Source organism: Roseinatronobacter sp., from assembly GCF_051859525.1.
Classification (GTDB): domain Bacteria; phylum Pseudomonadota; class Alphaproteobacteria; order Rhodobacterales; family Rhodobacteraceae; genus Roseinatronobacter.
Map to the genome: position 1 here is coordinate 49,801 of NZ_JBHYFM010000009.1, position 23,058 is coordinate 72,858.

Annotated in this window: 23 protein-coding genes and 1 tRNA gene; 16 read left to right on the top strand and 8 right to left on the bottom strand. The window is 60.1% G+C overall.

All coding sequences use genetic code 11. The features are described 5' to 3' along the window. Positions 1-138: 138 nt before the first annotated feature. The gene (locus ACTIE1_RS09395) at positions 139-1,566 is read left to right on the top strand and encodes a protein adenylyltransferase SelO (protein WP_439562811.1); all 1,428 of its coding nucleotides are present in this window, start codon (positions 139-141) and stop codon (positions 1,564-1,566) included. A 42-nt stretch (positions 1,567-1,608) separates the two neighbouring features. On the opposite strand, the gene ACTIE1_RS09400 is transcribed toward ACTIE1_RS09395, so the two are convergent. The 4 genes from ACTIE1_RS09400 to tsaD are packed head-to-tail and all read right to left on the bottom strand — an operon-like array spanning position 1,609 to position 4,377. After that, entirely contained in the window at positions 1,609-2,028 is a 420-nt protein-coding gene (locus ACTIE1_RS09400; RefSeq protein ID WP_439562812.1) for an EVE domain-containing protein, read from the bottom strand. After that, entirely contained in the window at positions 2,028-2,303 is a 276-nt protein-coding gene (locus ACTIE1_RS09405) for a YciI family protein (protein WP_439562813.1), read from the bottom strand. The genes ACTIE1_RS09400 and ACTIE1_RS09405 overlap by 1 nt, the downstream gene beginning before the upstream one ends. A 20-nt stretch (positions 2,304-2,323) precedes the next feature. After that, positions 2,324-3,289, bottom strand: a complete 966-nt coding sequence (locus tag ACTIE1_RS09410) for an NAD(P)H-dependent glycerol-3-phosphate dehydrogenase (RefSeq protein WP_439562814.1) — start codon at positions 3,287-3,289, stop codon at positions 2,324-2,326. Next, positions 3,286-4,377 (bottom strand): tRNA (adenosine(37)-N6)-threonylcarbamoyltransferase complex transferase subunit TsaD, encoded by a 1,092-nt coding sequence (gene tsaD / locus ACTIE1_RS09415; protein ID WP_439563355.1) that lies wholly within the window; start codon positions 4,375-4,377, stop codon positions 3,286-3,288. The genes ACTIE1_RS09410 and tsaD overlap by 4 nt, the downstream gene beginning before the upstream one ends. Before the next feature lie 104 nt (positions 4,378-4,481). Here tsaD and ACTIE1_RS09420 point away from each other — a divergent pair, with 104 nt between their 5' ends. The 5 genes from ACTIE1_RS09420 (at position 4,482) to ACTIE1_RS09440 (ending at position 9,675) form a co-directional block, all read left to right on the top strand. Then, positions 4,482-5,222, top strand: coding sequence for a uroporphyrinogen-III synthase (locus ACTIE1_RS09420; protein WP_439562816.1), 741 nt, complete (start codon positions 4,482-4,484; stop codon positions 5,220-5,222). Between the two features lie 57 nt (positions 5,223-5,279). Beyond that, positions 5,280-6,677 carry a hypothetical protein gene (locus ACTIE1_RS09425; protein WP_439562817.1) on the top strand — a complete coding sequence of 466 codons (1,398 nt, stop codon included), beginning with the start codon at positions 5,280-5,282 and terminating at the stop codon, positions 6,675-6,677. A 10-nt stretch (positions 6,678-6,687) separates the two neighbouring features. Then, a complete protein-coding gene (locus ACTIE1_RS09430; protein WP_439562818.1) occupies positions 6,688-8,166 on the top strand; it encodes a heme biosynthesis protein HemY in 1,479 nt (492 codons plus the stop codon). A gap of 136 nt (positions 8,167-8,302) precedes the next feature. After that, a tRNA-Thr gene (locus tag ACTIE1_RS09435) sits at positions 8,303-8,378 on the top strand. A gap of 601 nt (positions 8,379-8,979) precedes the next feature. Then, complete coding sequence (locus ACTIE1_RS09440; RefSeq protein ID WP_439563082.1) at positions 8,980-9,675, top strand: DNA alkylation repair protein; 696 nt, start codon at positions 8,980-8,982, stop codon at positions 9,673-9,675. On the opposite strand, the gene ACTIE1_RS09445 is transcribed toward ACTIE1_RS09440, so the two are convergent. Further along, complete coding sequence (locus ACTIE1_RS09445; RefSeq protein WP_439563349.1) at positions 9,672-9,884, bottom strand: hypothetical protein; 213 nt, start codon at positions 9,882-9,884, stop codon at positions 9,672-9,674. The genes ACTIE1_RS09440 and ACTIE1_RS09445 overlap by 4 nt on opposite strands. A gap of 354 nt (positions 9,885-10,238) precedes the next feature. On the opposite strand from ACTIE1_RS09445, the gene ACTIE1_RS09450 reads away from it, so the two are divergent. From ACTIE1_RS09450 to ACTIE1_RS09460, 3 genes are all read left to right on the top strand, one after another. Continuing rightward, positions 10,239-10,505, top strand: a complete 267-nt coding sequence (locus ACTIE1_RS09450) for a helix-turn-helix domain-containing protein (RefSeq protein WP_439563350.1) — start codon at positions 10,239-10,241, stop codon at positions 10,503-10,505. Positions 10,506-10,531: 26 nt separating this feature from the next. Continuing rightward, positions 10,532-12,223, top strand: a complete 1,692-nt coding sequence (locus tag ACTIE1_RS09455) for a SulP family inorganic anion transporter (RefSeq protein WP_439563079.1) — start codon at positions 10,532-10,534, stop codon at positions 12,221-12,223. Between the two features lie 136 nt (positions 12,224-12,359). After that, the gene (locus ACTIE1_RS09460) at positions 12,360-12,932 is read left to right on the top strand and encodes a hypothetical protein (protein ID WP_439563078.1); all 573 of its coding nucleotides are present in this window, start codon (positions 12,360-12,362) and stop codon (positions 12,930-12,932) included. Positions 12,933-13,034: 102 nt separating this feature from the next. Here the strand turns inward: ACTIE1_RS09460 and ACTIE1_RS09465 are convergent, their stop codons facing one another. From ACTIE1_RS09465 to ACTIE1_RS09475, 3 genes are all read right to left on the bottom strand, one after another. Then, positions 13,035-14,498 (bottom strand): amidohydrolase family protein, encoded by a 1,464-nt coding sequence (locus ACTIE1_RS09465; protein ID WP_439563077.1) that lies wholly within the window; start codon positions 14,496-14,498, stop codon positions 13,035-13,037. A gap of 94 nt (positions 14,499-14,592) precedes the next feature. Continuing rightward, positions 14,593-15,423, bottom strand: a complete 831-nt coding sequence (locus ACTIE1_RS09470) for an IclR family transcriptional regulator domain-containing protein (protein WP_439563076.1) — start codon at positions 15,421-15,423, stop codon at positions 14,593-14,595. Between the two features lie 4 nt (positions 15,424-15,427). Then, positions 15,428-16,288, bottom strand: a complete 861-nt coding sequence (locus tag ACTIE1_RS09475) for a dioxygenase (protein WP_439563075.1) — start codon at positions 16,286-16,288, stop codon at positions 15,428-15,430. A gap of 116 nt (positions 16,289-16,404) precedes the next feature. Between ACTIE1_RS09475 and ACTIE1_RS09480 the strand changes: the two genes are divergently transcribed. The 7 genes from ACTIE1_RS09480 to ACTIE1_RS09510 all read left to right on the top strand — a co-directional run bounded on the left by ACTIE1_RS09480 (position 16,405) and on the right by ACTIE1_RS09510 (position 23,055). Beyond that, positions 16,405-17,202, top strand: coding sequence for a citryl-CoA lyase (locus ACTIE1_RS09480; RefSeq protein WP_439563074.1), 798 nt, complete (start codon positions 16,405-16,407; stop codon positions 17,200-17,202). Between the two features lie 3 nt (positions 17,203-17,205). Further along, positions 17,206-18,351 (top strand): CaiB/BaiF CoA transferase family protein, encoded by a 1,146-nt coding sequence (locus ACTIE1_RS09485; protein ID WP_439563073.1) that lies wholly within the window; start codon positions 17,206-17,208, stop codon positions 18,349-18,351. Between the two features lie 51 nt (positions 18,352-18,402). Beyond that, positions 18,403-19,479: a C4-dicarboxylate TRAP transporter substrate-binding protein gene (locus ACTIE1_RS09490; RefSeq protein ID WP_439563072.1), complete on the top strand. Its 1,077-nt coding sequence runs from the start codon at positions 18,403-18,405 to the stop codon at positions 19,477-19,479. Between the two features lie 9 nt (positions 19,480-19,488). Next, entirely contained in the window at positions 19,489-20,067 is a 579-nt protein-coding gene (locus ACTIE1_RS09495; RefSeq protein ID WP_439563351.1) for a TRAP transporter small permease subunit, read from the top strand. Then, a complete protein-coding gene (locus ACTIE1_RS09500; protein WP_439563070.1) occupies positions 20,054-21,367 on the top strand; it encodes a TRAP transporter large permease in 1,314 nt (437 codons plus the stop codon). Before ACTIE1_RS09495 ends, ACTIE1_RS09500 begins: the two co-directional genes overlap by 14 nt. A 13-nt stretch (positions 21,368-21,380) precedes the next feature. Next, positions 21,381-21,932, top strand: a complete 552-nt coding sequence (locus tag ACTIE1_RS09505) for an NADPH-dependent FMN reductase (RefSeq protein WP_439563069.1) — start codon at positions 21,381-21,383, stop codon at positions 21,930-21,932. Between the two features lie 202 nt (positions 21,933-22,134). Beyond that, positions 22,135-23,055 (top strand): HlyD family secretion protein, encoded by a 921-nt coding sequence (locus ACTIE1_RS09510; protein WP_439563068.1) that lies wholly within the window; start codon positions 22,135-22,137, stop codon positions 23,053-23,055. The last annotated feature ends 3 nt before the right edge of the window (positions 23,056-23,058 follow it).

Sequence of the window (23,058 nt, forward strand, 5' to 3'; positions counted from 1 at the left end):
CCCAATGACGGCATCAGACCAAACCGCGAATGCCCCACCGCTCGCGCTGATATGCACCATCCCCAACAGGGGGACTGGATCGCCCGCGCCCCAAGGCTTAGATCATATTCAGATACGCCATGACACACGGATGCAACCATGCCCCTGACCCTTGATCACAGCTATGCCCGCGACTTGCAGGGCCTCTATGTCCCGTGGCAGGGGCAGGACTGGCCTGATCCGCAAATCGTGCTGCGCAATGATGCGCTGGCGGATCATTTGGGGTTGGACGTGGCCGCACTGGATGCGGGCGTGCTGACCGGCCATGCGCTGCCCGACACCGCGCGCCCGCTGGCCATGGCCTATGCGGGCCACCAGTTCGGCGGGTTTTCCCCGCAACTGGGCGACGGGCGCGCGATTCTGCTGGGCGAGGTTGTGGACAGGGGCGGCGCGCGCTGGGACATCCATCTGAAAGGGTCGGGGCGCACACCCTTCGCGCGCGGCGGGGACGGGCGTGCGGTGCTGGGTCCGGTGCTGCGCGAATACCTGATATCGGAATCCATGGCCGCGCTGGGCGTGCCCACCACCCGCGCGCTGGCGGCCTGCACCACTGGCGACCGCGTGTTGCGCCAGAACGGGCTGGAACCGGGTGCGGTGCTGGCGCGTGTCGCGGCCAGCCATCTGCGCGTGGGCACATTCCAGTTCTTCGCGGCGCGGGGCGAAGGGGACAAACTGCGCCAGCTGGCAGATTACGCCATCGCCCGCCATGACCCCGACCTGACCGGCACGCCCGAACGCTACGTCCAGTTCCTGCACCGCGTGGCCGCGCGTCAGGCGCAGACTGTGGCGCAATGGATGGGGCTGGGCTTTGTGCATGGGGTGATGAACACCGACAACACCACCATTTCAGGCGAAACCATCGATTATGGTCCCTGCGCGTTCATGGACCGCTATGACCCCGCCACTGTATTCAGTTCCATCGACCAACAGGGGCGCTATGCCTATGGCAACCAGCCCGCGATCATCTTCTGGAACCTTGCGCGGCTAGCCGAGGCGCTTTTGCCGCTGATTGATGCGGATGAGGACCGCGCCATTGCCCGCGCCTCGGATGTGATTGCGCAGGCACAGGACCAGTATCGCGCGGCATGGCTGGATGTGTTCGCGCGCAAGCTGGGATTGCGCACGCCGGATGCGAGCTTGATCGACGATATGCACCGGATCTGGACAGCGCAGGGGGTGGATTTCACCAGCTTTTTCCGCGCGCTGCCCGATGCGCTGCGCGGCGATGCCACCAGCCTGCGCACCCTGTTTGACGATCCGCAGGTTCTGGACCCTTGGCTGGCCTCCTATCAGGCGCTGGCAGATGCAGACACGCCCGACCGTGCGGCCGCTGCCAATCCGGTCTATATTCCACGCAATCATCTGGTCGAGGCCGCACTGGATGCCGCCAATGCGGGCGACATGGCCCCGTTCATGGCGCTACTGGCGCGCGTGCAGGCCCCGTTCACGCCCATTGACGGGGCCGAAGGCTATGCGCAGCCCGCCCCGCGCGACACCCCCGAAGTGGTCACATTTTGCGGCACATAAGCGGTTTCATCTTGCCAAAAATACTCAATCCTGCGGGTGGGCCTATACCGCCGTTTCGCCAAGGGCGCAGATAATCTCCCATTCCTGCGGGCTGACCGGCTGGACCGACAGGCGCGATGTGCGCACCAGCGCCATATCCTGCAGGCGCGGGTCATCCTTGACCATGGCCAGTGTCACAGGGCGCTTGAAGGGCTTTACTGCGCGCACATCCACACATTCCCAGCGGGGGTCGTCAGTGGTGCTGTCAGGATGCGCGGTTGCAATCACCTCGCATATTCCCACCACGGCCTTGTCGGATTGCGAGTGGTAGAAAAACGCCAGATCGCCCCGCTCCATCGCGCGCATGTTGTTGCGCGCCTGATAATTGCGCACACCGTCCCATTCCTCGCCCGCCGCCCCCTTGGCCACCAGATCTTCCCAGCCAAAGGCATCGGGTTCCGATTTCATCAACCAGTAGCGCATCAGCCGATGACCTTCTTCCATTCCTGAAGGCGCACGGACTCGAACAGTCCGGCTTTCGCATAAGGGTCTTGCGCGCCCCATGCGGTGGCGGCGGCCATGTCGGGCAGGTCCAGCACGATCAGCGATCCCGCCATCTCGCCCGCATCATCCAGCAGCGGGCCCGCCATCTGCACGCAGCCGGTCTGCGCGATGTAATCCAGATGCGCCTGCCGGTTGGCCTTGCGAATGTCCAATGCGCCCGCCTTGTCGGTGCAGACCATCATATATAGCGGCATTCTTGTCCTCCTTTTTGGGTTTATTCTTCGATCAGGGGGCGGGCCAGCAGGGCGTCGCGGGCTTCGGTCACGGTCAGGTAGCCCTCGATCATGGCGGCAACCATGCGGGTGATGGGCATGTCTAGCCCGCGCGATTGCGCAAGGCGCGCCACTGCGCGCGCGGTTGCGGCCCCTTCCACTGTGGTTGCGGGGTCAAATTCGGCCCCCGATCCCAGCGCCAGACCATAGCGGAAATTGCGCGATTTGTCCGACCCGCAGGTCAGGATCAGATCGCCAAGTCCCGACAGCCCTGCCAATGTATCGGGTTGCGCCCCCAGCGACAGGGCAAGGCGCTGCATTTCCGCATAGCCGCGCGCCATCAGCGCCGCGCGCGCGGATTCGCCCATTTCCGCGCCGATCACCATGCCCGCGGCAATCGCGATCACGTTTTTCAGCGCGCCGCCCAGTTCCGCGCCGGTGACGTCCGTGTTGCGATAGAGCCGCAGCGCGTTTGTGGACAGTTCCAGTTGCAGCGCCTTGCCCAGTGCCGCATCCCCGCAGGCCAGTGTCAGGGCTGTTGGCAGGCCGCGCGCGATGTCATGGGCGAAACTCGGCCCTGTCAGAAGGGCCGCGCGCGCATCGGGCAGGGTTTGGGTTATCACCCCCACAGGGCCAAGCAGAACGTCCAGATCAACCCCCTTGGAACAGGCGACCAGCACGCGGTCTGTCAGGAAGGTGGCATTTTCCTGCAAGAACCCGCGCATGGCCTGCATGGGCATGGCCAGCAACAGGGTTTGCGCATCTATGCTGGCCAGTTCATGGGTGACCTGAACACCGTCAGGCAGCGGAATGCCGGGCAGGCGGCGGGTGTTTTCGCGTATCCGCGCCATGTCGTGCGCGTGGTCCGCATCGCGGGTCCAAAGCGTGGCGCGCCCCTGTGCCGCCTGACCCAGCGCGCAGGCCAATGCGGTGCCAAATGCCCCCGCGCCAAGGATTGCAACGCTCATGCCTTTGCCCCTTTCTTGCCTGACCCCAACATGGGGGCGGCGGTTTGGTCCAGCGGCCAGCGCGGGCGCGCGGCCAGTGTCATGTCGTCGCACGCGCCCATGCGCAGCCGTTCCAGCCCCGCCCATGCGATCATGGCGGCGTTATCGGTGCACAGCGCAAGTGGCGGTGCGATGAACTGCACGCCCAACCGCTTCGCCAGCCCTTCCAGCCCTGCGCGCAGCACGGTATTGGCCGCAACCCCGCCAGCCACGGCAAAAACCGGCATGGCCGGTTCAAGCGCCAGATATTGTGCCAGCGCGCGGCGGGATTTGGCGACCAGCACATCGGCCACTGCCTGTTGAAAACCCGCGCACAGGTCGGCGCGGTCCCCCGCGCGCAGCCCGCCATGTTCGGCAATCAGGCTGTCACGGGTGCGCAGCACAGCGGTTTTCAGGCCCGAAAACGACATATTGCAATCATCGCGGTCCAGCAGCGGGCGCGGCAGGGCAAATCGCGCCGCATTTCCGCCTGCCGCCTGCGCCTGCACGGACGGCCCGCCGGGTTGGGGCAGGGCCAGCAGTTTCGCGGTTTTGTCAAACGCCTCGCCGGGGGCATCGTCGATGGTGCCGCCAAGACGGGTAAAGCGGTCGGGCGCATGCGCGATCAGGAACTGGCAATGCCCGCCCGACACCAGCAGCATAAGATAGGGGAAGTCCACCCCGTCTGTCAGGCGCGGGGTCAGCGCGTGGCCTGCAAGGTGGTTCACGCCGATCATCGGCAGGCCAGTGGCGGCTGCCAGCCCCTTGGCCAGCATCACGCCCGACAGCACCCCGCCAATCAGCCCCGGCCCGGCGGTGACGGCAATGGCATCCACCCCGTCCAGTGTCACCGCCGCCTGTTCCAGCGCGGCCTCGACGGCCAGATCCAGTTTCTCGGCATGGGCGCGCGCGGCCAGTTCGGGCACCACCCCGCCGAAGGCCGCATGCAGGTCGGTCTGGTCCAGAACGACATTGGACAGGATTTCGGCGCGGGCAGGGGGCACATGGCGGATGATGGCTGCGGCGGTGTCGTCGCAACTGCTTTCAAGGCCCAGAACCGTCAGGGGCATGTCAGGGGTCATTGTCGCTCCGGTTGCCATGGGGCATGCTTTCCCGCTACCACTTGGGACAGATGCGCACAATCCCGCAGCCGGTTTCAAGGACATATGACCCCATGACTGCCACGCTTTTGCTCACGCGGCCCGCACAGGCGGCGCAAGATTTCGCCAGCGCCATCACGGCTGCGGGCTGGCGGGGCGGCGTGCTGGTGGCACCACTGATGCAGATTGCCTATGTCCCCGCCGATCTTGCGGTCGCGGCGGGCGCGGGCACATTGGTCTTCACCTCTCATCACGGGGTGGCGGGGTGGATGGGCTTGGGCGGTGCATGCAACTTGCCTGTTTGGTGTGTTGGTCCGCGCACGGCGCAGGCGGCGCGCGATGCAGGGTTCAACGATATCCGGCAGGCACCGGGGGGCAATGCCGTGTCGCTGCGCGCGGCCCTTCTGGCGGCACAACCGGTCCGCCCCGTGGTGCATGTGCGCGGCGCACATGCGGCAATGGCCCTTGCGCAGGAACTGGATGCGGCGGGACTTCCCGCGCGCGAGGTGGTGGTCTATGACCAGCGGCCCTGCGACTGGACAGATGCGGCGCGCGACCTGTTGTCGCGCCCCGTGCCGGTGGTGGTGCCGCTGTTTTCGCCCCGCTCGGCCCGGCTTTTTGCGCGGGCCTGCGAAACCCTGCCGCAGATCAGGGCGCAGTTGCATGTCATTGTTATCTCGCATGCCTGCGTGGCCGCCCTGAATGCCAGTAAATGCAGCAGCCTGACGGTTGTGGACCATCCCGACGGCGAAGCCATGCGCAATGCCGTGCTGTGCATGCAGGCCGAACTTGAGGATAATGAAAAGCCGCGATAAGGTGGGACCTGTGAATGAAGTTGCAGCATTGTCTGCGTGAAAGGTGAGGGTTGGATTTTGGCGCGTAACACGACCAGCAAGGGAACGTCATCCCGGACACGGAAACCCAAACCCGCCAGCGATGACCCAAACCCCCAAGCCACTGAAACCACCGCCACCCCCGCGACAAAAGCCGATACACCCGCCAAGGCCGCGCCAGATACCAAGCCTGCCACCAGCGCCGCCGCGAAGCCCGCCACCACTCGTGCCAAGCGCGACAGCGTGGCACCCGAGCAACCCGATGACAGCGCTGCACCCGCACAATCCGAACCGGTCGCGGGGGCGTTGACAGATACCCCGCCGCCGACCGATGGCGTGCCAAGCGCGACCACGGACACGTCGGAAACACAAGCTTTGCCGCAAGGCGCTGATACGCCGGTTCCAGATGCCCCCGATGCCAAGGTCCAGCCGGACGGCACCGATGCCCAGCCTGCGCGCGCCGCGTCACAATCCGAAGGCCCTGACGCGCCCGCGGTTGCGTCAGCGACAATACCTGATGCTGCGCCCGTGCCGCAGTCCGGCCAAAGGCTGGGTTTCTTTCCGTTCCTTCTGGGGGGGATCGCTGCGGGCGCCATAGGCTATACCATGCATTTTTTCACGGCGGATCAAGGCGTTGATCAGGCCGAATTTGCCGCACTTCAGGCCGATCTTGCTGCATTGCGTCAGGATATGCCCGCCGCGCCCGACCTTGCCCCGCTGGAGGTCCAGCTGGCCGATCTGCGCGACGAGATTGCAGCGCTGGATCGCGCCGACGCGGCATCCGGCGATCTTTCATCGCTGGAAGGGCGTATTGACACGCTGGCGGAAAGCTTGCGCGATACGCAAGACCGGTTGGAGGCCGAACTGGCGCAGATGCAGGCCGATATGGCCGATCTGCGCGATCTTGCCGAAAACCGCGTCACCGCCGCCGAAGCCGCAATTGATGCAGCCCTTGCGCAATCGGGGCTTGATTCCATTGTGGCCGCGCTGGAAACAGGGCAACCCTTCGGCGATGCGGTTGAGCGTGTGGCACAGGGCGGATTTGATGTGCCCGATGTGCTGCGCGACAATGCCGCCAGTGGAATTCCCACGCTGGAGATGTTGCAAGACCGCTTCCCGCCTGCCGCGCGTGCGGCTGTCCGCGCCAGCTTGCAAGATGCGCCCGCAGACGGTCCCGCCGAACGCGTGGTCAATTTTCTGCGTGCCCAAACCGGCGCGCGCTCGACCGTACCGCGCGAAGGGGATGACCCGGACGCGATCATGTCACGCGCTGGCGCGGCTGTGGAAGCCGGTGATCTGGGGGCGGCGCTGTCCATCATCGACGAAATGCCCGATGCCGGGCGCGCGGCCATGGACGATTGGTACACCGCCGCCGTCGCACGTCAGCAAGCCATGGCGGAAACCGATATTTTGGCCCAGATGATTACGAAGGAATAAGGACGCAAAGATGTTTTGGACGCTTTTTAAGATCCTTGCCTTCGTGGCCGTGGTTATCGGCCTTGCGTTTGGGGCGGGGCAGTTGATGGATAGCGGGCAGACTGTTGGCCTGCGTATTGTGGATATGGAATTCGAACTGGGCCCGGTGCAGGCCGTTATTGCGCTGGGCCTGCTGGTGCTGGCTGTGTGGCTGGGCCTGAAACTGGTGGGATTGTTGGTCTCGCTGTTGCGGTTCATGAATGGCGACGAAACTGCGCTGCGTCGCTATTTCGCGCATAACCGCGAAAAACGCGGGTTGGATGCGCTGCTGGGGGCGATGATTGCGCAGGCGTCCGGCGATGGCAAAACCGCTGTTGCGAAGGCCGAGAAGGCGCATGCCCTGCTGAACCGGCCTGTCATTACCAGCTTGCTGATCGCGCAGGCCGCAGAAATGAAGGGCAACCGCGCCCTTGCCGAGGATCATTATAAACGCCTGCTTGGGGATACGCGCAGCCGGTTTGTAGGCGTTCAGGGCCTGATCCGCGCCAAGCTGGAAGAAGGCGACACCGAAAAGGCGCGCGTGCTGGCGCAGAAGGCGCTGGAAATGCAGCCCGCCCATGAAGCGACGCAGAACACGCTGCTGCAACTTCAGACCGATGCCGAAGACTGGCAGGGCGCGCGCAAGACCTTGCAAATCAAGAAATCCAGCGGCCACCTGCCGCGCGATGTCTATCGCCGCAGGGACGCATTGCTGGCACTGCAAGACGCCGATTCCCTTGCGGCGGCAGACAATATGGCCCGCGCGCGCGAAGCCGCGATCGAGGCAAACCGCCTGTCACCGGACCTGATTCCCGCAGCCGTTGCCGCCGCACGCGCGCTTGTCGCGCAAGGCAAGGGCAGCTATGCGACCAAGGTCATCAAGAAAGCCTGGAAAGTGCAGCCGCATCCCGAACTGGCCGCAGCATTCGCAGCCATCGAGAAGGATGAAACACCCCTGCAACGGGTGCAGCGTTTCCGCAAATTGCTGGCGATGCATCCCGACCATGCCGAAACCCGCTTGCTGAAGGCCGAATTGCTGATTGCCGCCGAAGATTTCCCCGCCGCGCGCCGCGCGCTGGGCGATCTGGCGACAACCGCGCCGACATTGCGGGCCCTGACCATCATGGCCGCCGTCGAACGTGGCGAAGGGGCGGATGATGCGGTCGTTCGGGGCTGGCTGGCGCGTGCGCTGACGGCCCATCGCGGCCCGCAATGGGTGTGCAGCAAGTGCCAGCATGTGCATGCAAGCTGGCAGGCGATTTGTGACAATTGCGGCGCATTCGATACGCTGGAATGGCGCGACGCACCCGAGAGTGCAGGCCCCTCTGCCACCCAGACCGAATTGCTGCCGCTGATCGTCGGCAGCCTGCAACGCCCCGAACCAAGTGATGACGCCGTCGTCACAGGCGAGGTCGTGACGGACCAGCCCGATGACGCATCACAGGCGGCTGCGCAAGCAAAGCAGGCGTAAGCCTCTGGCGGCAGGGGCAGGGGCATGCGTCCCGCCCACGACGACAAGCCCCGTGCCCGCCGCCGATTTTTGGTGGTTTTGCGTCAAATTGGGGCTGGCCTGCGTCCGGAACCGGTGCTAAAGACAGCGCCACGGTGCCGCTGTAGCTCAGCTGGTAGAGCACGTCATTCGTAATGATGGGGTCGGGGGTTCGAGTCCCTTCAGCGGCACCAGTGAAGTCTCTTAATTTCTCGTTTTTGGACAATAAAATATAATGTTGCTTTGGGTGTATCCCCTAAGTATACACGCTTTGTGGCTTGTTTGGGTTTCGGCACAGCATCCACGATTAATCATGTCGCATCGAGAGACATTGTCACGCCGCCTTGCTTAGTGGTCTGACGATGGCGTCTTGACCCTGTTTGGTCAGATGGACGGTTTTGGCCCAGTCAGCCTGCCGACGCCGCAATCTGGACCGAGCCTGAATAAGCCATTTTCCGGATCATGCCGGTTAATGTGGATGGCCATTCAGCGTATGCCTGCCTCAAACATCATGACCGCCAATGAAATTTGGCGAAATTCATTCGTTCTTTCTGTCAAGCAAGTTCGGCGCAGGTCCGATATCGGAAGGCATCTGTTCGTGGCTGTCGTGTTTACCTCATATCCGAGACCCATTTAAGTATGAATTTGTTATATAGACGATTATCTGTATAACGGTGCCATGGATGCACTAGACACAGTCTTCCACGCTCTTGCTGACCCCACACGCCGGGCAATCCTTGTGCGCCTTGTCGACGGCGAGACCAGCCTCGCTGCCTTGATCACCGAGGCTGTGTGATGGGGACTGCTTCAGAGCTTGTTGCCGCGTTGGAGGACATAGCAGATCCTGAGGATGTCGACTATGTCGCTCGCTTTTATAAGGGGGGCGACGCGGCAACTGAAGTGATGGGCGTGCGCATGCCCAAAGTCTTTCCCATAGCCAAGCAATTCGTATCTATGCATTTGGACGATGTTGCGGCACTTCTGGACGATGACCGATACGAGGTCAGGATGGCCGCTGTCGCCATCATGGATTTTCAGGCACGCAGGAAAAAGCTTGATCCCGCACACCGCAAGGCGCTCTTCGATCTGTACCTTCATCGGCATGACCGGCTGAATAACTGGGACTTCGTGGACCGGGCTGCGCCCCATGTTATTGGCGAATACTTGGTGGACAAGGATCGTTCTGTGTTGCACCGGCTGGCATGCTCGGATGATCCCAGTGCGCGGCGGACGGCCCTTGTCGCAACACATGCGTTCATCAAACGCGGCGAGGTTGGCGATACCTTTAGAATTGCAGAAGTGCTGGCTGCCGACAGGGATGATCATGTACAAAAGGCCATCGGATCATGGGTGCGTGAAGCCGGAAAGCGGGATGAGACCGCCTTGATGGAGTTCCTGTCAAGAAACAAGGATCGCCTCCCTCAAACGACGATCACAGCCGCTGCGAAGCACTTGTCTCAAGAAGTCAAGAAAGGACTTCGCAAGCGCTAGAAGTCGCCAATCACATGGCTGTGGGAAAGTCCCGCACCGAAGATACCAATCTGCGAAATGTGCTGCGGCTGGTTTGAATTGCCGCCCGCAGGGATGTCGTCCCTTACCACCCAATCGGTATCGACTTGTTTCAAAGGCGCGGAATCGTCGTAAGTAGTGACCGAATCGTGCAGTTTTTCACCGTATTTCGTCGGCCGCTGATGTGACAATCATTATGTCCCGCGCTGCATCTGAATTCGCCCATGCATGGTCCCTTTCCCGAATACGCCTGCACGCTGCCGTTCATGCCAGATCGCGCTGAATATTTTGCTCAATATGCGGATGACGCCGTGCCGAAACGGGTGCGACTGGGCGTATCCGGCATGTTCACCCCATAGGCACAAAGGAAAATGCGCACGCTTTCCGTCGCGTGCCTGTGTCGTGCATCGCGGTCGGCTGGCAGAGGTATTACGATTGCGTCATCGTTGAGGACATAATGCCCTGTTGAACTTGACGCCGCTTAAGTCATATTTTAAACCTCATAAATATGTCATAGGGTATCATAAATGATAACTGGTCCTCAGATGCGTGCTGCGCGTGCGCTACTTTCAATTGATCAGAAGCAATTGGCCCTGCTGGCGGGGGTTTCGGTTCAGACAATCCAGCGAATGGAGGCTAGCACCGGCACCGTCAGGGCTGTTGTTGACAGTTTGACGAAAGTTGTTTCCGCGCTTGAAAGCCATGGTGTCGATTTGATCGGAGAGGGCAGCATGAGCGCGGACGGTGGCCGCGGCGTACGTTTGAAACGACAGGCGCTCGACGCGCCATCTCCTGGTGATGGTCACAACTGACGCGGCAATCGCACAAGGAAATCGGCATGCCCATCTTGAAAACCCAGGAGCAACCGGCCCGGCCAGTGCGTGCCAGCTTCGCCGAGATGTTCACTCCGAAGTTGATCACAGTCCTGCAGGAGGGGTACCGGCTTTCTCATTTGCGTGCCGATGCGATGGCGGGCCTTACCGTGGCCATCGTCGCGTTGCCGCTGTCTATGGCAATTGCGATTGCGTCCGGGGCGTCGCCGGCACAAGGCTTGTATACTGCGATCATAGGCGGTTTCATTATTTCGCTTTTGGGCGGTTCGCGGTACCAGATCGGCGGACCAGCAGGCGCATTCATTGTTCTGGTGTCCGGTACCGTGGCATTGCATGGGATCGACGGGTTGATACTCGCAACCTTTCTGTCGGGCATCATACTGGCCGCTTTGGGGTATCTCCGGCTCGGTACATTTGTGCAATTCGTACCTTTCCCTGTGGTTGTCGGTTTCACCGCAGGGATTGCAGTGATCATTTTCGCAAGCCAGATCCAGCCGCTGCTGGGTTTGACCATTGCGGACGAACCGGGCGCGCTGGCCGCAAAACTCTCGGCGCTCTGGAAGGTCAGGGACACGATCACCCCCGCTGCGGTTGCGTTATCGGCAGGGACGGTTGCGATCATTCTGGGCCTGCGTCGTTGGCGTCCAAACTGGCCGGGTATGCTGCTGGCAGTGGTTCTGGGTGCAGTGGCTGTCGCGGTATTGCAACTGCCTGTGGAAACCATCGGAAGCGCGTTTGGCGGTATCCCGTCGTCACTTCCCGCGCCCGGTCTGCCGTCTATATCCGTCGACAAGATTATCAGCGTCTTGCCCGCGGCGATATCGTTCGCAATGCTCGGGGCCATTGAATCGCTTTTGTCGGCCATGGTGGCCGATGGCATGTCAGGCCGTCGACACCGTTCAAACTGTGAATTGGTGGCACAAGGGGCCGCCAATATCGGTTCATCGCTCTTTGGCGGATTTTGTGTGACGGGAACAATCGCGCGCACAGCAACGGCAGTCCGTGCGGGCGCGCACGGTCCGGTAGCGGGCATGCTGCATTCTGTTTTCCTGTTGATGTTCATGCTTCTGGCAGCGCCCTTGGCCGCGTATATTCCATTGGCCGCCTTGGCAGGTGTTTTGACGGTAGTTGCGTGGAATATGATCGAGAAGACCGCAATAGTTGGCCTGTTTCGGGCTGGCTGGGGCGAAAGCACTGTGCTTGCTGTTACTTTCTTTCTGACGATCTATCGCGATCTGATCGAGGCAATCATTGTCGGCGTAGCGCTTGGGTCCATGGTCTTCATTCATCGTGTAAGCCGGACCACAGGCGTTTCGACACAGATGTCGATCTCCCAAAAAGACGAGGGTGATGAAGCAAATCAAGATGCCCATTATCATCCGGATGTTGTTATCTACAGGATAAAAGGGGCGTTGTTTTTCGGCGTGGCAGGATCGATAGGCTCAATTCTTGATAGAATTCAGGACGACCACAGGGCGCTGATCATCGATTTGTCCAATGTGCCATTTCTGGACGCGACCGGTGTTAACATGATTGAAGGAATTGCCCATAAGGCTCGAAAGCGCGGTGTTGACGTGTGGCTGACAGGGGGGAACAGGAGCGTCTGGAAGGCTTTTCTGGCACATGGTGTTAAGACGCCTCTTGTCCATTTTGCACGCACAATAGATGTTGCCTTGGGCAGGATCAGCAAAAACTAGATCAACTCGATTTGCACGAGACATCGACGCCGCCCTCAAACCAGAAACTTCGCGCCGGTTCCTTATTCGTCGTCCTTTGGAGCGGTCAAATAAGGTTTCAGGAACAGCGACACCAGTTCAAACAGAGGAACGAAGAATGACTAAGGTGTTCCCGTTGCATGGATATGCTACAATACGGAAATACGACACGAATGAAGTTACGACTGTTCTGAACAAGCATTTTGATTTTCGTCATTTGATGTCGATCTGCAAGTTCTGTGATCTCATGCTGGAGGGATTAGATCAGGTTCAAATCGAAACATCGAAAATGGCTTTGAACCCTCCTGTCAGAAGAACACAGAGCATGACGATGTCCCTGTCAGACCTGAGAGAATCCGGCTGTTACGTTGAAACAAATCTTTTCTACCGGCCGCTGCTTGGAAGCCTGATAAAGAAGTGTACGAATGGAACAAATGGCGATCAGAGGTATGTCCAAGGCTCGATTGTCATTACCAGGTTCGAGGATATCTTTTTGAAATCCAGGTTTCACTATGCAAGAACAATAATCCAGCAGCTGTATGATTTAAAAATCCCCATCTTTGCGATTGAAGAGAGTAGATTTTCCAAAATAATCAGAGAAATTGAAACTTACCCTGGTCGGGATGAGCTTTATGAAGAAATTATATGGCTCTCCTATGGGTATTACAAAAGCCTGGAGCGCTATTTATGAATAGGGTCTGGACTTCGATAAAGGGGTCAACGCGTAGCGCTACAATTTTTGCGCCTCGCTTATCACGCACTGGCCACAGGCCGTGGCCAGTGCGGGCGTGTATTACCTGAACAGGTTCTGTTCAATTCCTGCTGCATCGAACAGGCGGTCGCGGCTGGCTTCCAGTTTGCTGCGCAGCGCGTCGATGTCATGGCCCAGCATCTGGCCCTGCCATTTGCGCACTTGGCCCGCGCAGATCACTGTTGACACATTCGAGCGTTCCATAAGCGTGACAACCGCGCCCGCGACATGGTTCAAGGGGGCCACGTTCAACGCATTCGCGTCCAGCAAGATAATGTCGGCTTCCTTGCCCGGACGCAGCGATCCGGTCTTGTGTTCCAGCCGCAACCCCTGCGCGCCGTTGATGGTGGCAAAGCGGATGGCGTCCATCGCGCTTAGAAGTTGGGGATATTCTTCGCCCAGCAGCGCTTTCTCGTTGCAGAACATGCGTTGCTGCGTGATCAGGCTGCGCATCTGGGTGAACATGTCGGCGGTCATGGTGCATTCAACATCGGTCGACAGGGACGCCACCATGCCCATATCCAGCACTTTTTGTGTGGGCGGCGTGCCGTGGCGCATCTGCATTTCGATGGGAACCGACAGGGACACATGCGCGCCTGCATCTGCAGCGTATTTCCAGCCTTCCTCCGACATGCCGGTCATATGGATGAATATGTTATCCGGCCCGAACTGGCCAGCGGCCCCAAGTGCGTCAAACACAGGCTGCATGCCAAATGTGCCCACAACATGCAGCGCGATGGGCAGGCCCAGTTCGCGCCCGATCCGCCAGCTTTCTTCATGACCGGGCAAATAGATTTCGCCGCCCATGATCATGGTGACCAACCCGTCATCCGACGTGAAATGCTGGTTGCGGATGCGCGCGGCATCTGTCGGGTATTGCGCCTTTTCGCCCCACCCTTCGAAATAGCCGAAAACGGCGCGGCGTCCGGCGTCATGCAGGGCCTTGATGGCGGCGTCGGAATGTTCGGGGCTGTGGTGAATCTGGCTGACATCCATCACGGTGGTAACGCCTGCATCAATCTGGGACAGGCCGCCGAACAGTTCGCTGATATAGACATCCTCGGGGCTGTAGAGCATCGAGAATTTCTGCAAGATCATCTCGTAATAGTTGTACTCGCCCCCTGGCCTGCCATCATTCATCAACACGGCATCGGCCAGAAAGGCGCGCAGGGCGGTTTCGAACTGGTGATGATGGGTGTCAATGAAACCGGGCATCACAACCTGACCTGTTGCATCAATGACCGCAGCATCGCCCGCGTCGATTTCCGGCGCGATCTGAAGGATTTTCGTCCCTTCGATCAGCACGTCCCCCTTGACGAAATTGCCAACAACCTCGTCCATGGACAGCACATGCCCGCCCTTGATCAGTGTTTTGCGACCGGTCTGGCCGATACCCTCGGGCATGGGGTGGTGCCGGGACTGCGTGGCTGGGCGCGCGGCAGTCCCGCCGGAGCCGCCTTCGGTGGCGGCTGTTCTGGCGGGGCGTGTATTGCAAAGTTTGCACATGGGGTTTCCTCCCGTTTCCATGTTTCGTATAGCGAAAAAATATTCGGATTTTTTGCAGGCTGGCCGACGGCAGGCGCGGCCAGATCTGCCTGATCTAGGAAGACAGCGTGGATTCCAGCACAGGATTGCGCGCAATGTTCTGACCCAGCCGCGATGCGGCGGCGCGCAATTCCTGCAAACGGTCGGCAACCAGTATTTCCGGGGTCACCTGTCCGCTATATCCGGATGAATTCAGCGCCGCGACTGTCTGCCCGCGTGCGCCGCGAATAGGCACGGCCAGTGCCGTGACCCCGTAATCCAACTCGTCCACAGTGGTGGCGAATCCCTGCTCGCGCACCTTATAGATGATGCGCCGCAGGTCTTCGCGGTTGGTGACTGTGCGGCTGGTCAGGGCAACGGGTTCAACCTTGGCAAAATAGGCGTCAAGCTGGTCGTCACTTAGTCCGGCCAGCAAGACGCGGCCCAGTGATGTCGCGTGCGCGGGATAGCGTGCGCCAACCACGGCCGAAGCGCGCCGTGCACGTTGCTGCGAATAATGCGCGACATACAGAACCTCATGCTCTTGCAGGGTCGCAACTGACGACGCATCGCCGAAGCGTTCGACCATGGCCCGCAGATCCGGCTGGAACGCCTGATCTATGCCTGCGGAAAAGTAGAAGGCGGAGCCAAGCCCCATGACTTTGGGGGTCAGGTGAAACCGCTTGCCGCACTGGCCCACATAGCCGAGGGCGACAAGCGTAATCAGGCTACGGCGCGCGGCAGCCGGTGTCAGCTCGGCGCGGCGTGCCACCTCGCTCAGGGTCATTTCATTATGCGTGGCATCGAAGGATTCCAGAATGGTCAGACCCTTGGCAAGGGCCTCGACGAATTCCGGGGGGCGATCTTCGTTCACGCAAACCTCTTGCATAGTGACACTGTCGCGCATGGGATTATTCCGGCGCAAGCACGAAATCGAATTCAAACATCGCATCTGGCTGGCGCTCCAGCGGAACACCGATATCCTGCCCTTTCTTCACAGGTTTAAGCGAGGCAATCAAGGATTTGCGCACACCGAAAACGGCATCATTGTCGATATATTCGGTATTCTCGAAAAACACTTCGGTGGTGATGTCCTTGTAGCCCTGCGCGCGGATGATGAAATGCAGATGTGCTGCACGCCACGCATGCCGGTTGCCTGCGCGCAGCAAATCACCGACCGGCCCGTCATAGGGCACCGTGTAGGGCTTGGGCAGGACAGTGGTGTACCAGTATTCGCCACGTTCATTGGTAGTGAACTTTCCGCGCAGGTCGTATTTGTCCTGCCCGCGTTCCTGTTCCTGAATGGGGTAGGTGCCGGTTGCATCAGCCTGCCATGTGTCAATGATGGCACCCGCCAATGGTTTGCCCAGAATGTCGCGCACAATGCCCTTGGCCAGAATGATCACACCATCGCGGCCCGGTGCCAGATCGGCGCCCATGTCTTTTTCCGGCGCATTGTCCAGATAGAACGGCCCAAGGTTGGAGCCTTCTGTGGCGCCCCCGCGTGTGTTGATCATGTCCACCAGCGCCGAGAACCCCAGCACATCTGACAACAGGATGAATTCGTGACGTTCCGGCGTGGAAATCTTGCCGCAATCATACAGAAAATTCAGCACGCCCATCCATTCTTCATGCGTCAGGTTCGTGGCCCGCGTGTAGTCGTGCAGATGTTCGATGAAGGTTTCCAGAAGGAACTTCAGGCGCGTTCCCTCTTCGGTTTTGAAAGAGTCTTTTACCGCATCGGTCAGGGTAAACTGGTTCAGGTTTCTCATTGCATCCTCCCGCAGAAATGAACTGTCCCGCACAAGCAGGGTTGACGGAAGATTATTTCACGCAATATGATACGGCAAGAGAAAAATTTTGCGCATAGCGAAAAAAGGATGCCGATATGAGAATTGGAAAGACAGATCAGGCATATACCGCCATCTGCACCTCGGATGCCGACACGATTACAGTGCGCGGGCATGACCTGTGTCATGATCTGATCGGCAAGATAGATTTTTCGGAATATTTCTGGCTGTTGGTTCTTGGCGAAAAACCTGCACCAAAACAGCGCGCCATGCTGGATGCCTGCCTTGTGGCGATTGCCGAACACGGGCTGGTGCCCAGTGTTCAGGCCGCACGCATGACGCTGGCCGCTGCGCCCGAAGCGTGGCAGGGTGCCATGTCGGCGGGCCTGTTGGGCATGGGGACGGTTGTGGCAGGATCGACCGAGGTTGCAGGCCGCTACCTTGAAGAAATCCGTCTGGCCGCAGATGAAAATGGCGGCGATGACCGCGCGGCTGTGATTGCCAGTCTTGAGGGGCTGAAAGCGCGCCGCGCCAAGGTTCCCGGCCTTGGCCACCCGCAGCATTCGGGCGGTGATCCGCGCGCCGACAGGTTGCTTGAACTGGCTGACGAGCATGCCGTTTCGGGCAGATATGTGGGCATTTTGCGCCTTCTGGGCGAGCATGCGCCGACCATCATAAACCGCCCGCTGCCGATCAATGTGTCTGGCGCAATTCCGGCGGTTATTCTGGACGCGGGCTGGCCTGTTGACGCCCTGAAGGCCGTGCCGCTTGTGGCGCGCGCAGGCGGGCTGGCTGCGCATCTGCTGGAGGAATCGCGCCGCTCTATCGGGTTTATCCTGTCGCATAATGCGGATCGGGCGATTTCCTATGACGGCAAACCTGCACATAAGGGCTGACACATGGTCAAGATTCTGAAGAATATTCGCGTTGTCGAAATGGGAACCTACATTACAGGGCCAGCCGCAGCGATGCATCTGGCCGATCTGGGGGCGGATGTCATCAAGGTCGAACGTCCGGGGTCGGGTGACCCGTTCCGTGCCTTCAAGGGCGGGCTATATAGTCCCCATTACCAGACGTATAACCGCAACAAGCGATCTATCGCGCTGGATACGCGGGACGCTGACGATCTGGCCGTTTTCCGTGACCTGATCGCCACTGCAGACGTGTTTATCCAGAATTTCCGGCCCGGTGTCGCCGAAAAACTGGGCGCGGGCGAGGCTGACCTGCGCCAGATACGCCCTGATCTGATCTATTGCGCTATTTCAGGCTTCGGCCCGTCCGGTCCTGCGCGCGACCGCCCTGCCTATGACACGGTCGCACAGGCGGCGTCAGGTTTCCTGCGCCTTGTGACCCCGCCCACAGACCCGCGCGTGATCGGGCCTGCGCTGGCCGATGCCATGACCGGTCAATATGCTGCAATGGGCATAATGGCCGCGCTGATCGAGCGCGGCAGCACCGGCGAAGGGCGCAGGCTTGATATCTCGATGCTGGAGGCGATGTGCCATTTCAACCTTGACAGCTTCACCCATTATTACAGCGTAGGCGAAATCATGGGGCCGTTGTCGCGCCCTGTTGTGTCGCAAAGCTACACATTTGAATGCGCGGACGGGAAATGGATCGCGTTTCACATGTCCTCTCCGACCAAGTTCTGGGAAGGCATGCTGCGCGCCACAGGGCAGGAACAACTGGGCACCGACCCGCGCTTCAGCGAAAGGCTGGAGAGGATCAAGCATCAGGACGACCTTATCGAGATCCTGACGCCGGTGTTCCGCACGCGCACACGCGACGACTGGTGTGCGCGCTTCGAGGCGGAAGAAGTCCCCTATTCCCCTGCCTATGATTCCAATGAGGCATTGGAAGACCCGCAGGCGAAGCATCTGCAAATTGCCGTGTCATCCGATCATGCCGAGATGGGTAAATTCACCACTGTGCGTGCCCCGTATAATTTTGACGGCACGCCCGAACTGGACGTGTTGCCCCCGCCGGTTCTGGATGAACATGGCACTGAAATTCGTAACGATCTGGCCAAACGCAAGGCCGGCTAACGCCAACCCGCCTGCGGGGAGCAGGCGGATACACCCCGAGGGAGGACCATCATGAACCACCTATCCAAGGCTGCCTTTGCGGCCTTCCTGACAATCCCCGCCGCAGGTTTTGCACAGCAGTCAATTCCGCTGACGGTCGCATCCAGCCACCCGACGACAATTCCCTGGGTTGGCATGATCCAGACGCATTTCATGGCGGAAACCGACCGTCTGCTTGCGGAAAACGGGAATTACGCGATCGATTGGCAGGAAGCCTTTGGCGGGACATTATACCGCGCAAACGCGACCCTTACGTCGGTAGAGGAGGGGATCACGGATATCGGCTGGGTGTTTTCCTATCTGGAAGGGGCGAAAATGCCACTTTCACAGGTCACGGCCTATACCCCGTTCGCAACCAGCAATGTGCCGGTGCAACTGGATGTCATGCGCCAGTTGTATGAAGAAAACGACGCGTTCCGCAATGAATGGGAACAATACAACATTGTCATGCTGGGTATGACGGCATCCGACAGCTATGACCTGTATACCAAGACGCCGGTAAATACGCTTGCGGATCTGCAAGGCATGCGTATCTCGGCGCCCGGTGTGCTGGGGACGTGGTTGCGCGGCACTGGTGCGAATGCGGTCGATGGTGCGCTGACGACATTCTACACCGATATCCAGACAGGTGTGTCCGATGGCGTTTTGTCGCTTGCGCTGGGGGCACTGCCCACGCGCATTTATGAAGTCGCACCATATGTGACCCGCGTGCAGATGGGCACTGTATTTTCGGGGGGTGTGGCCATCAACCGCGATATCTGGGAAACCCTGCCCGAAGAAGTGCAGCAAGCCATGCTGGAAGCTGGCGATTACTATTCGCGCGCCCATGCGCAAGACATGATGGACCGGCCGGAAGTGGCGATTGAACAGATTGCGACCCTTGGCGCGGACCAGAACCCGCCCGTCACCATCAGCGAAATGGACCCGGCCGAGCGTCAGGCATGGGTCGATGCGTTGCCCGATCTGGCAGGGGAATGGGTTGCGGAAAATGCCGGTCGCGGATTGCCCGCAGATGCGTTTCTGGCCGCCTACATGGACGGGCTGCGCGCGGGCGGAGAAAATCCTGCGCGTGACTGGTCAGGGAACTGATACGCTGTCATGAGCAATGATGACAGCACACAGCCGAATGCGCGCCCTGACAGCGGGGCGCGCATGATGCGTGCCGCGCGGGTTTGGGGCGCGCTGGTGGACGGTTTGGGGGCAATCGGGTCGATGCTGATTGTGGCCCTGATGCTGGTGATCTGCGCAGACGTCCTGTCGCGTAATATCATGGGCGCATCGCTGCCGCTTGTGTCCGAACTAGGCGCGCTGATGGTGGTGATGATTGTCTATCTTCAACTGGCCACGACGCTGCGCCATGACCGTCTGGCGCGTGCAGATGTTTTCTATACGGGGTTTCGTGCCTTGCACCCGCGAAAAGGCGCAGTGCTGGGGGCGTTGTTCGATCTTGCCGGGGCGTGGGTCATCGGTGTCATGGCGCTTGCCACATTGCGTGTTCTGGAACGCGATATTGCATCGGGCCAGTTTATCGGGGTTACCGGCGTGCTGACACTGCCCACATGGCCTTTTCGCGCGGCCATTCTCGCGGGCATGACGATTGCCATGGTGCAATTCGTGCTGTCGGTGCTTGCGGCGTTGCAGATTGCTGTTGCGGGGGAACGTGATGACCGGGCTTGAAGTTGGCCTTCTGGCGATTGCAGTGCTGGTGGGGCTGATCATACTGGGAATGCCCATTGCCATAGGTATGCTGATCGTTTCCTTCGGGGGCGTGACGCTGCTGCGCAGTGACACCGTGGCCATGCGCATGGCGGGGGCCGTCGCAAATGATGCGTTGCGCGAATACCTGTATGCTGTTGTTCCGCTGTTTGTATTGATGGGGCTTCTGGTCACCATATCGGGCGTGGGCAAGGACACGTTTGACGTATTCCAGCACCTTATGCGGCGTGTGCGGGCGGGCTTGGGGGTGGCCACTGTGTTTGCGAATGCGGTTTTTGCATCGATCACAGGTGTGTCCATTGCCTCGGCCTCGGTCTTCTCGCGGGTGGCTGTGCCGGAAATGCTGCGCCACGGTTATCGCAAGGATTTCGCGACAGGTGTTGTTGCCGGCTCGTCGGTGCTGGGTATGTTGATCCCGCCGTCCTTGTTGATGATTGTTTATGCCGTGCTGGCCGAAGAATCCGTGGGGCGTATGTTTCTGGCCGGTATCTTGCCGGGTATCCTGCTGGCAGGGGTGTTTTCCGTGGTTATTGTCCTGATGGCCACAATCCGGCGTGATTTCGTATTTGAACCGCAATCCACCACGCAAGAGATCGAGCGCCTGACGGGGGTGCAGATGGCGGGGAAGTTCCTGCCCATACTGGCCTTGATGGGGCTGGTTCTGGGCGGGCTGTATTCCGGTTTCTTCAACCCCACAGAAGCCGGTGCGGTTGGGGCCGCAGGCGCCTTGATCATTGCGCTGACCCGTCGTTCCCTGAATCCGCGCAGTTTCTGGGGCCTGTTGGTTGAAACCGGCCAGATCACCGTTTCGGTGCTGTTTCTGATTATGGCGGCGACATTCTTCAGCCGTATGCTGGCCATGTCGGGCCTGCCGCGCGCGGTGGCGGATATGTTTTTGTCCGGGCCGCTTGGGCCTTATGGTTTCCTGCTGGTGTTCATCGCGCTGGTCATTGTGCTGGGCTTCATCATCGATTCCATCTCGATCATGCTGATTTTGCTGCCGATTGCGCTGCCTGTTGCGACCGCCGCCGGATTCGACCTGATCTGGTTCGGTGTGATTACCGTGATTGCCGTTGAAATCGGCCTTCTGACACCGCCATTTGGTCTGTCGGTCTATACGATAAAATCCGCAATGGCTGATCCTGGCTTGCGGGTCGGACAAATTTTCCGCGGGGCATTTCCCTTTGTGCTGGCAATGCTGTTCACGCTTGCGCTGATCATTGCCTTCCCCCAAATAGCGATCTGGCTTGCAAGAGCCTGAGACGGAGAAAACGATGACACATTTCCTTGGCATTTCTGGCAGTTTGCGCGCCGCCTCGTCCTCAAGGGCGGTTCTGGAGGCTGTGCTACAGAACCTGCCGGCGGGCACCACGCATGACATCGCGAATATTGGTGACATTCCGCATTACAATGCAGATACCGACGGGGGGGATGCGGCCAAGCGCCTGATTGCCCAGATCGAAGCCGCCAGCGGGCTGGTTTTCGTGACCCCCGAATACAATTATTCCATCCCCGGTGTGTTGAAGAACGCCATCGATTGGGCGTCGCGTCCGGCCTATGCGTCGGTCTTCAAGGGCAAGCCCTGTCTGGTCATCACGGTTTCGGCAGGCGCGCTGGGCGGTGTTCGTGCGCAGGCGCATTTGAAGTATATTCTGAATGGTATGCTGGCCGATGTATTTGCAGGGCAAGAAATCGTGATCCCGCATGCACCAAAACGCCTGATTGATGGCAAATTCACGGATAGTGAAACACTGGCCTTCGTGACTGGCCAATTGAACGATTTTTGCGCGCGCATCGGTGTGGCAGGGCCGCAAAACCGACCATGAGCGCCGAGCATCATCTGCGCAGTCTGAAGTGCAACTGACGTTACGACCATAGGGCATTGTGCGAATTGTGGCCAAGTCGGGCTTCTGATAAATGGCATGCATTGGATTTTTGCCAAAGAAAGTCGTCCAAATGTCGCCAACGCAGATTCCATCCCGCAAGGCCGCCCTTCCTTTTTTAGTTGCAGCGCTTCTCGCAATATCGGTGGCTGCGTCTGTCTGGTGGGTCACGCGTCCTGCGGCGCTGCTGATCCAGGGCGAGGTTGCCGCACCGCGTGTCGATGTGTCCGCGCGCACCTCTGGCCGCGTGTCCGAGATCATGGCCGATCTGGGCGGAAGGGTCGAGGCAGGGCAGATCCTGGCTGAACTGTCCAACCCGCAGCTTGTCACCTCCCACGCGGCCACGGCCTCGGGGTTGGAGGTGGCGCAGGCTTCACAAGCGGCAGCGGGTGCGACACGGCCCGAGGTGATCCGCGCGCGCGAAGCCGAACTGGCTGCCGCACAGGCCGATCTGCGACTGGCCGAGGAACAGGTCACTCGCGACACCGAACTGGCCCAGCAAGGGTTGCGCCCGCAAGCGGCGATTGACCAGACCATGCGCAATGTCGAAACCGCCGCCCGCCGTGTGGAGGCCGCCGAGGCGCAGCTTGATCTGGCCCGCGCCGGTGCATCGCCCGAAGAACGCGCCGTGGCCGCCGCGCAGGTCACACAGGCCGAAGCCGCGCTGGCCCAGCGTCAGGCCGATCTGGATGAGTTGACGATTTACGCGCCGCTTGGTGGCGAAATTTCCGCCCGTCTGATCGAGCCTGGCGAAAATGTCGGCCCCGGTGCGCCCTTGTTCACAATCGTGGATCTTGATCAGGCGTGGTTCACCTTCAACCTGCGCGAAGACCTGCTGACGGGGCTGCAGGTGGGCGATACGCTGTCGGTGCATGTGCCTGCGCTGCAGCGCGATATCGAGGCAGAGGTTACGCTGATCAATGTGCAGGGGCAATTCGCAAGCTGGCGCGCGACGCGGGCCACGGGGGATTTCGATCTGCGCAGTTTTGAATTGCGTGCCCGTCCGCTTACGCCGGTCGAGGGATTGCGGCCGGGTATGTCGGCGCTGATTTCGCTGGGCGGCTAGATC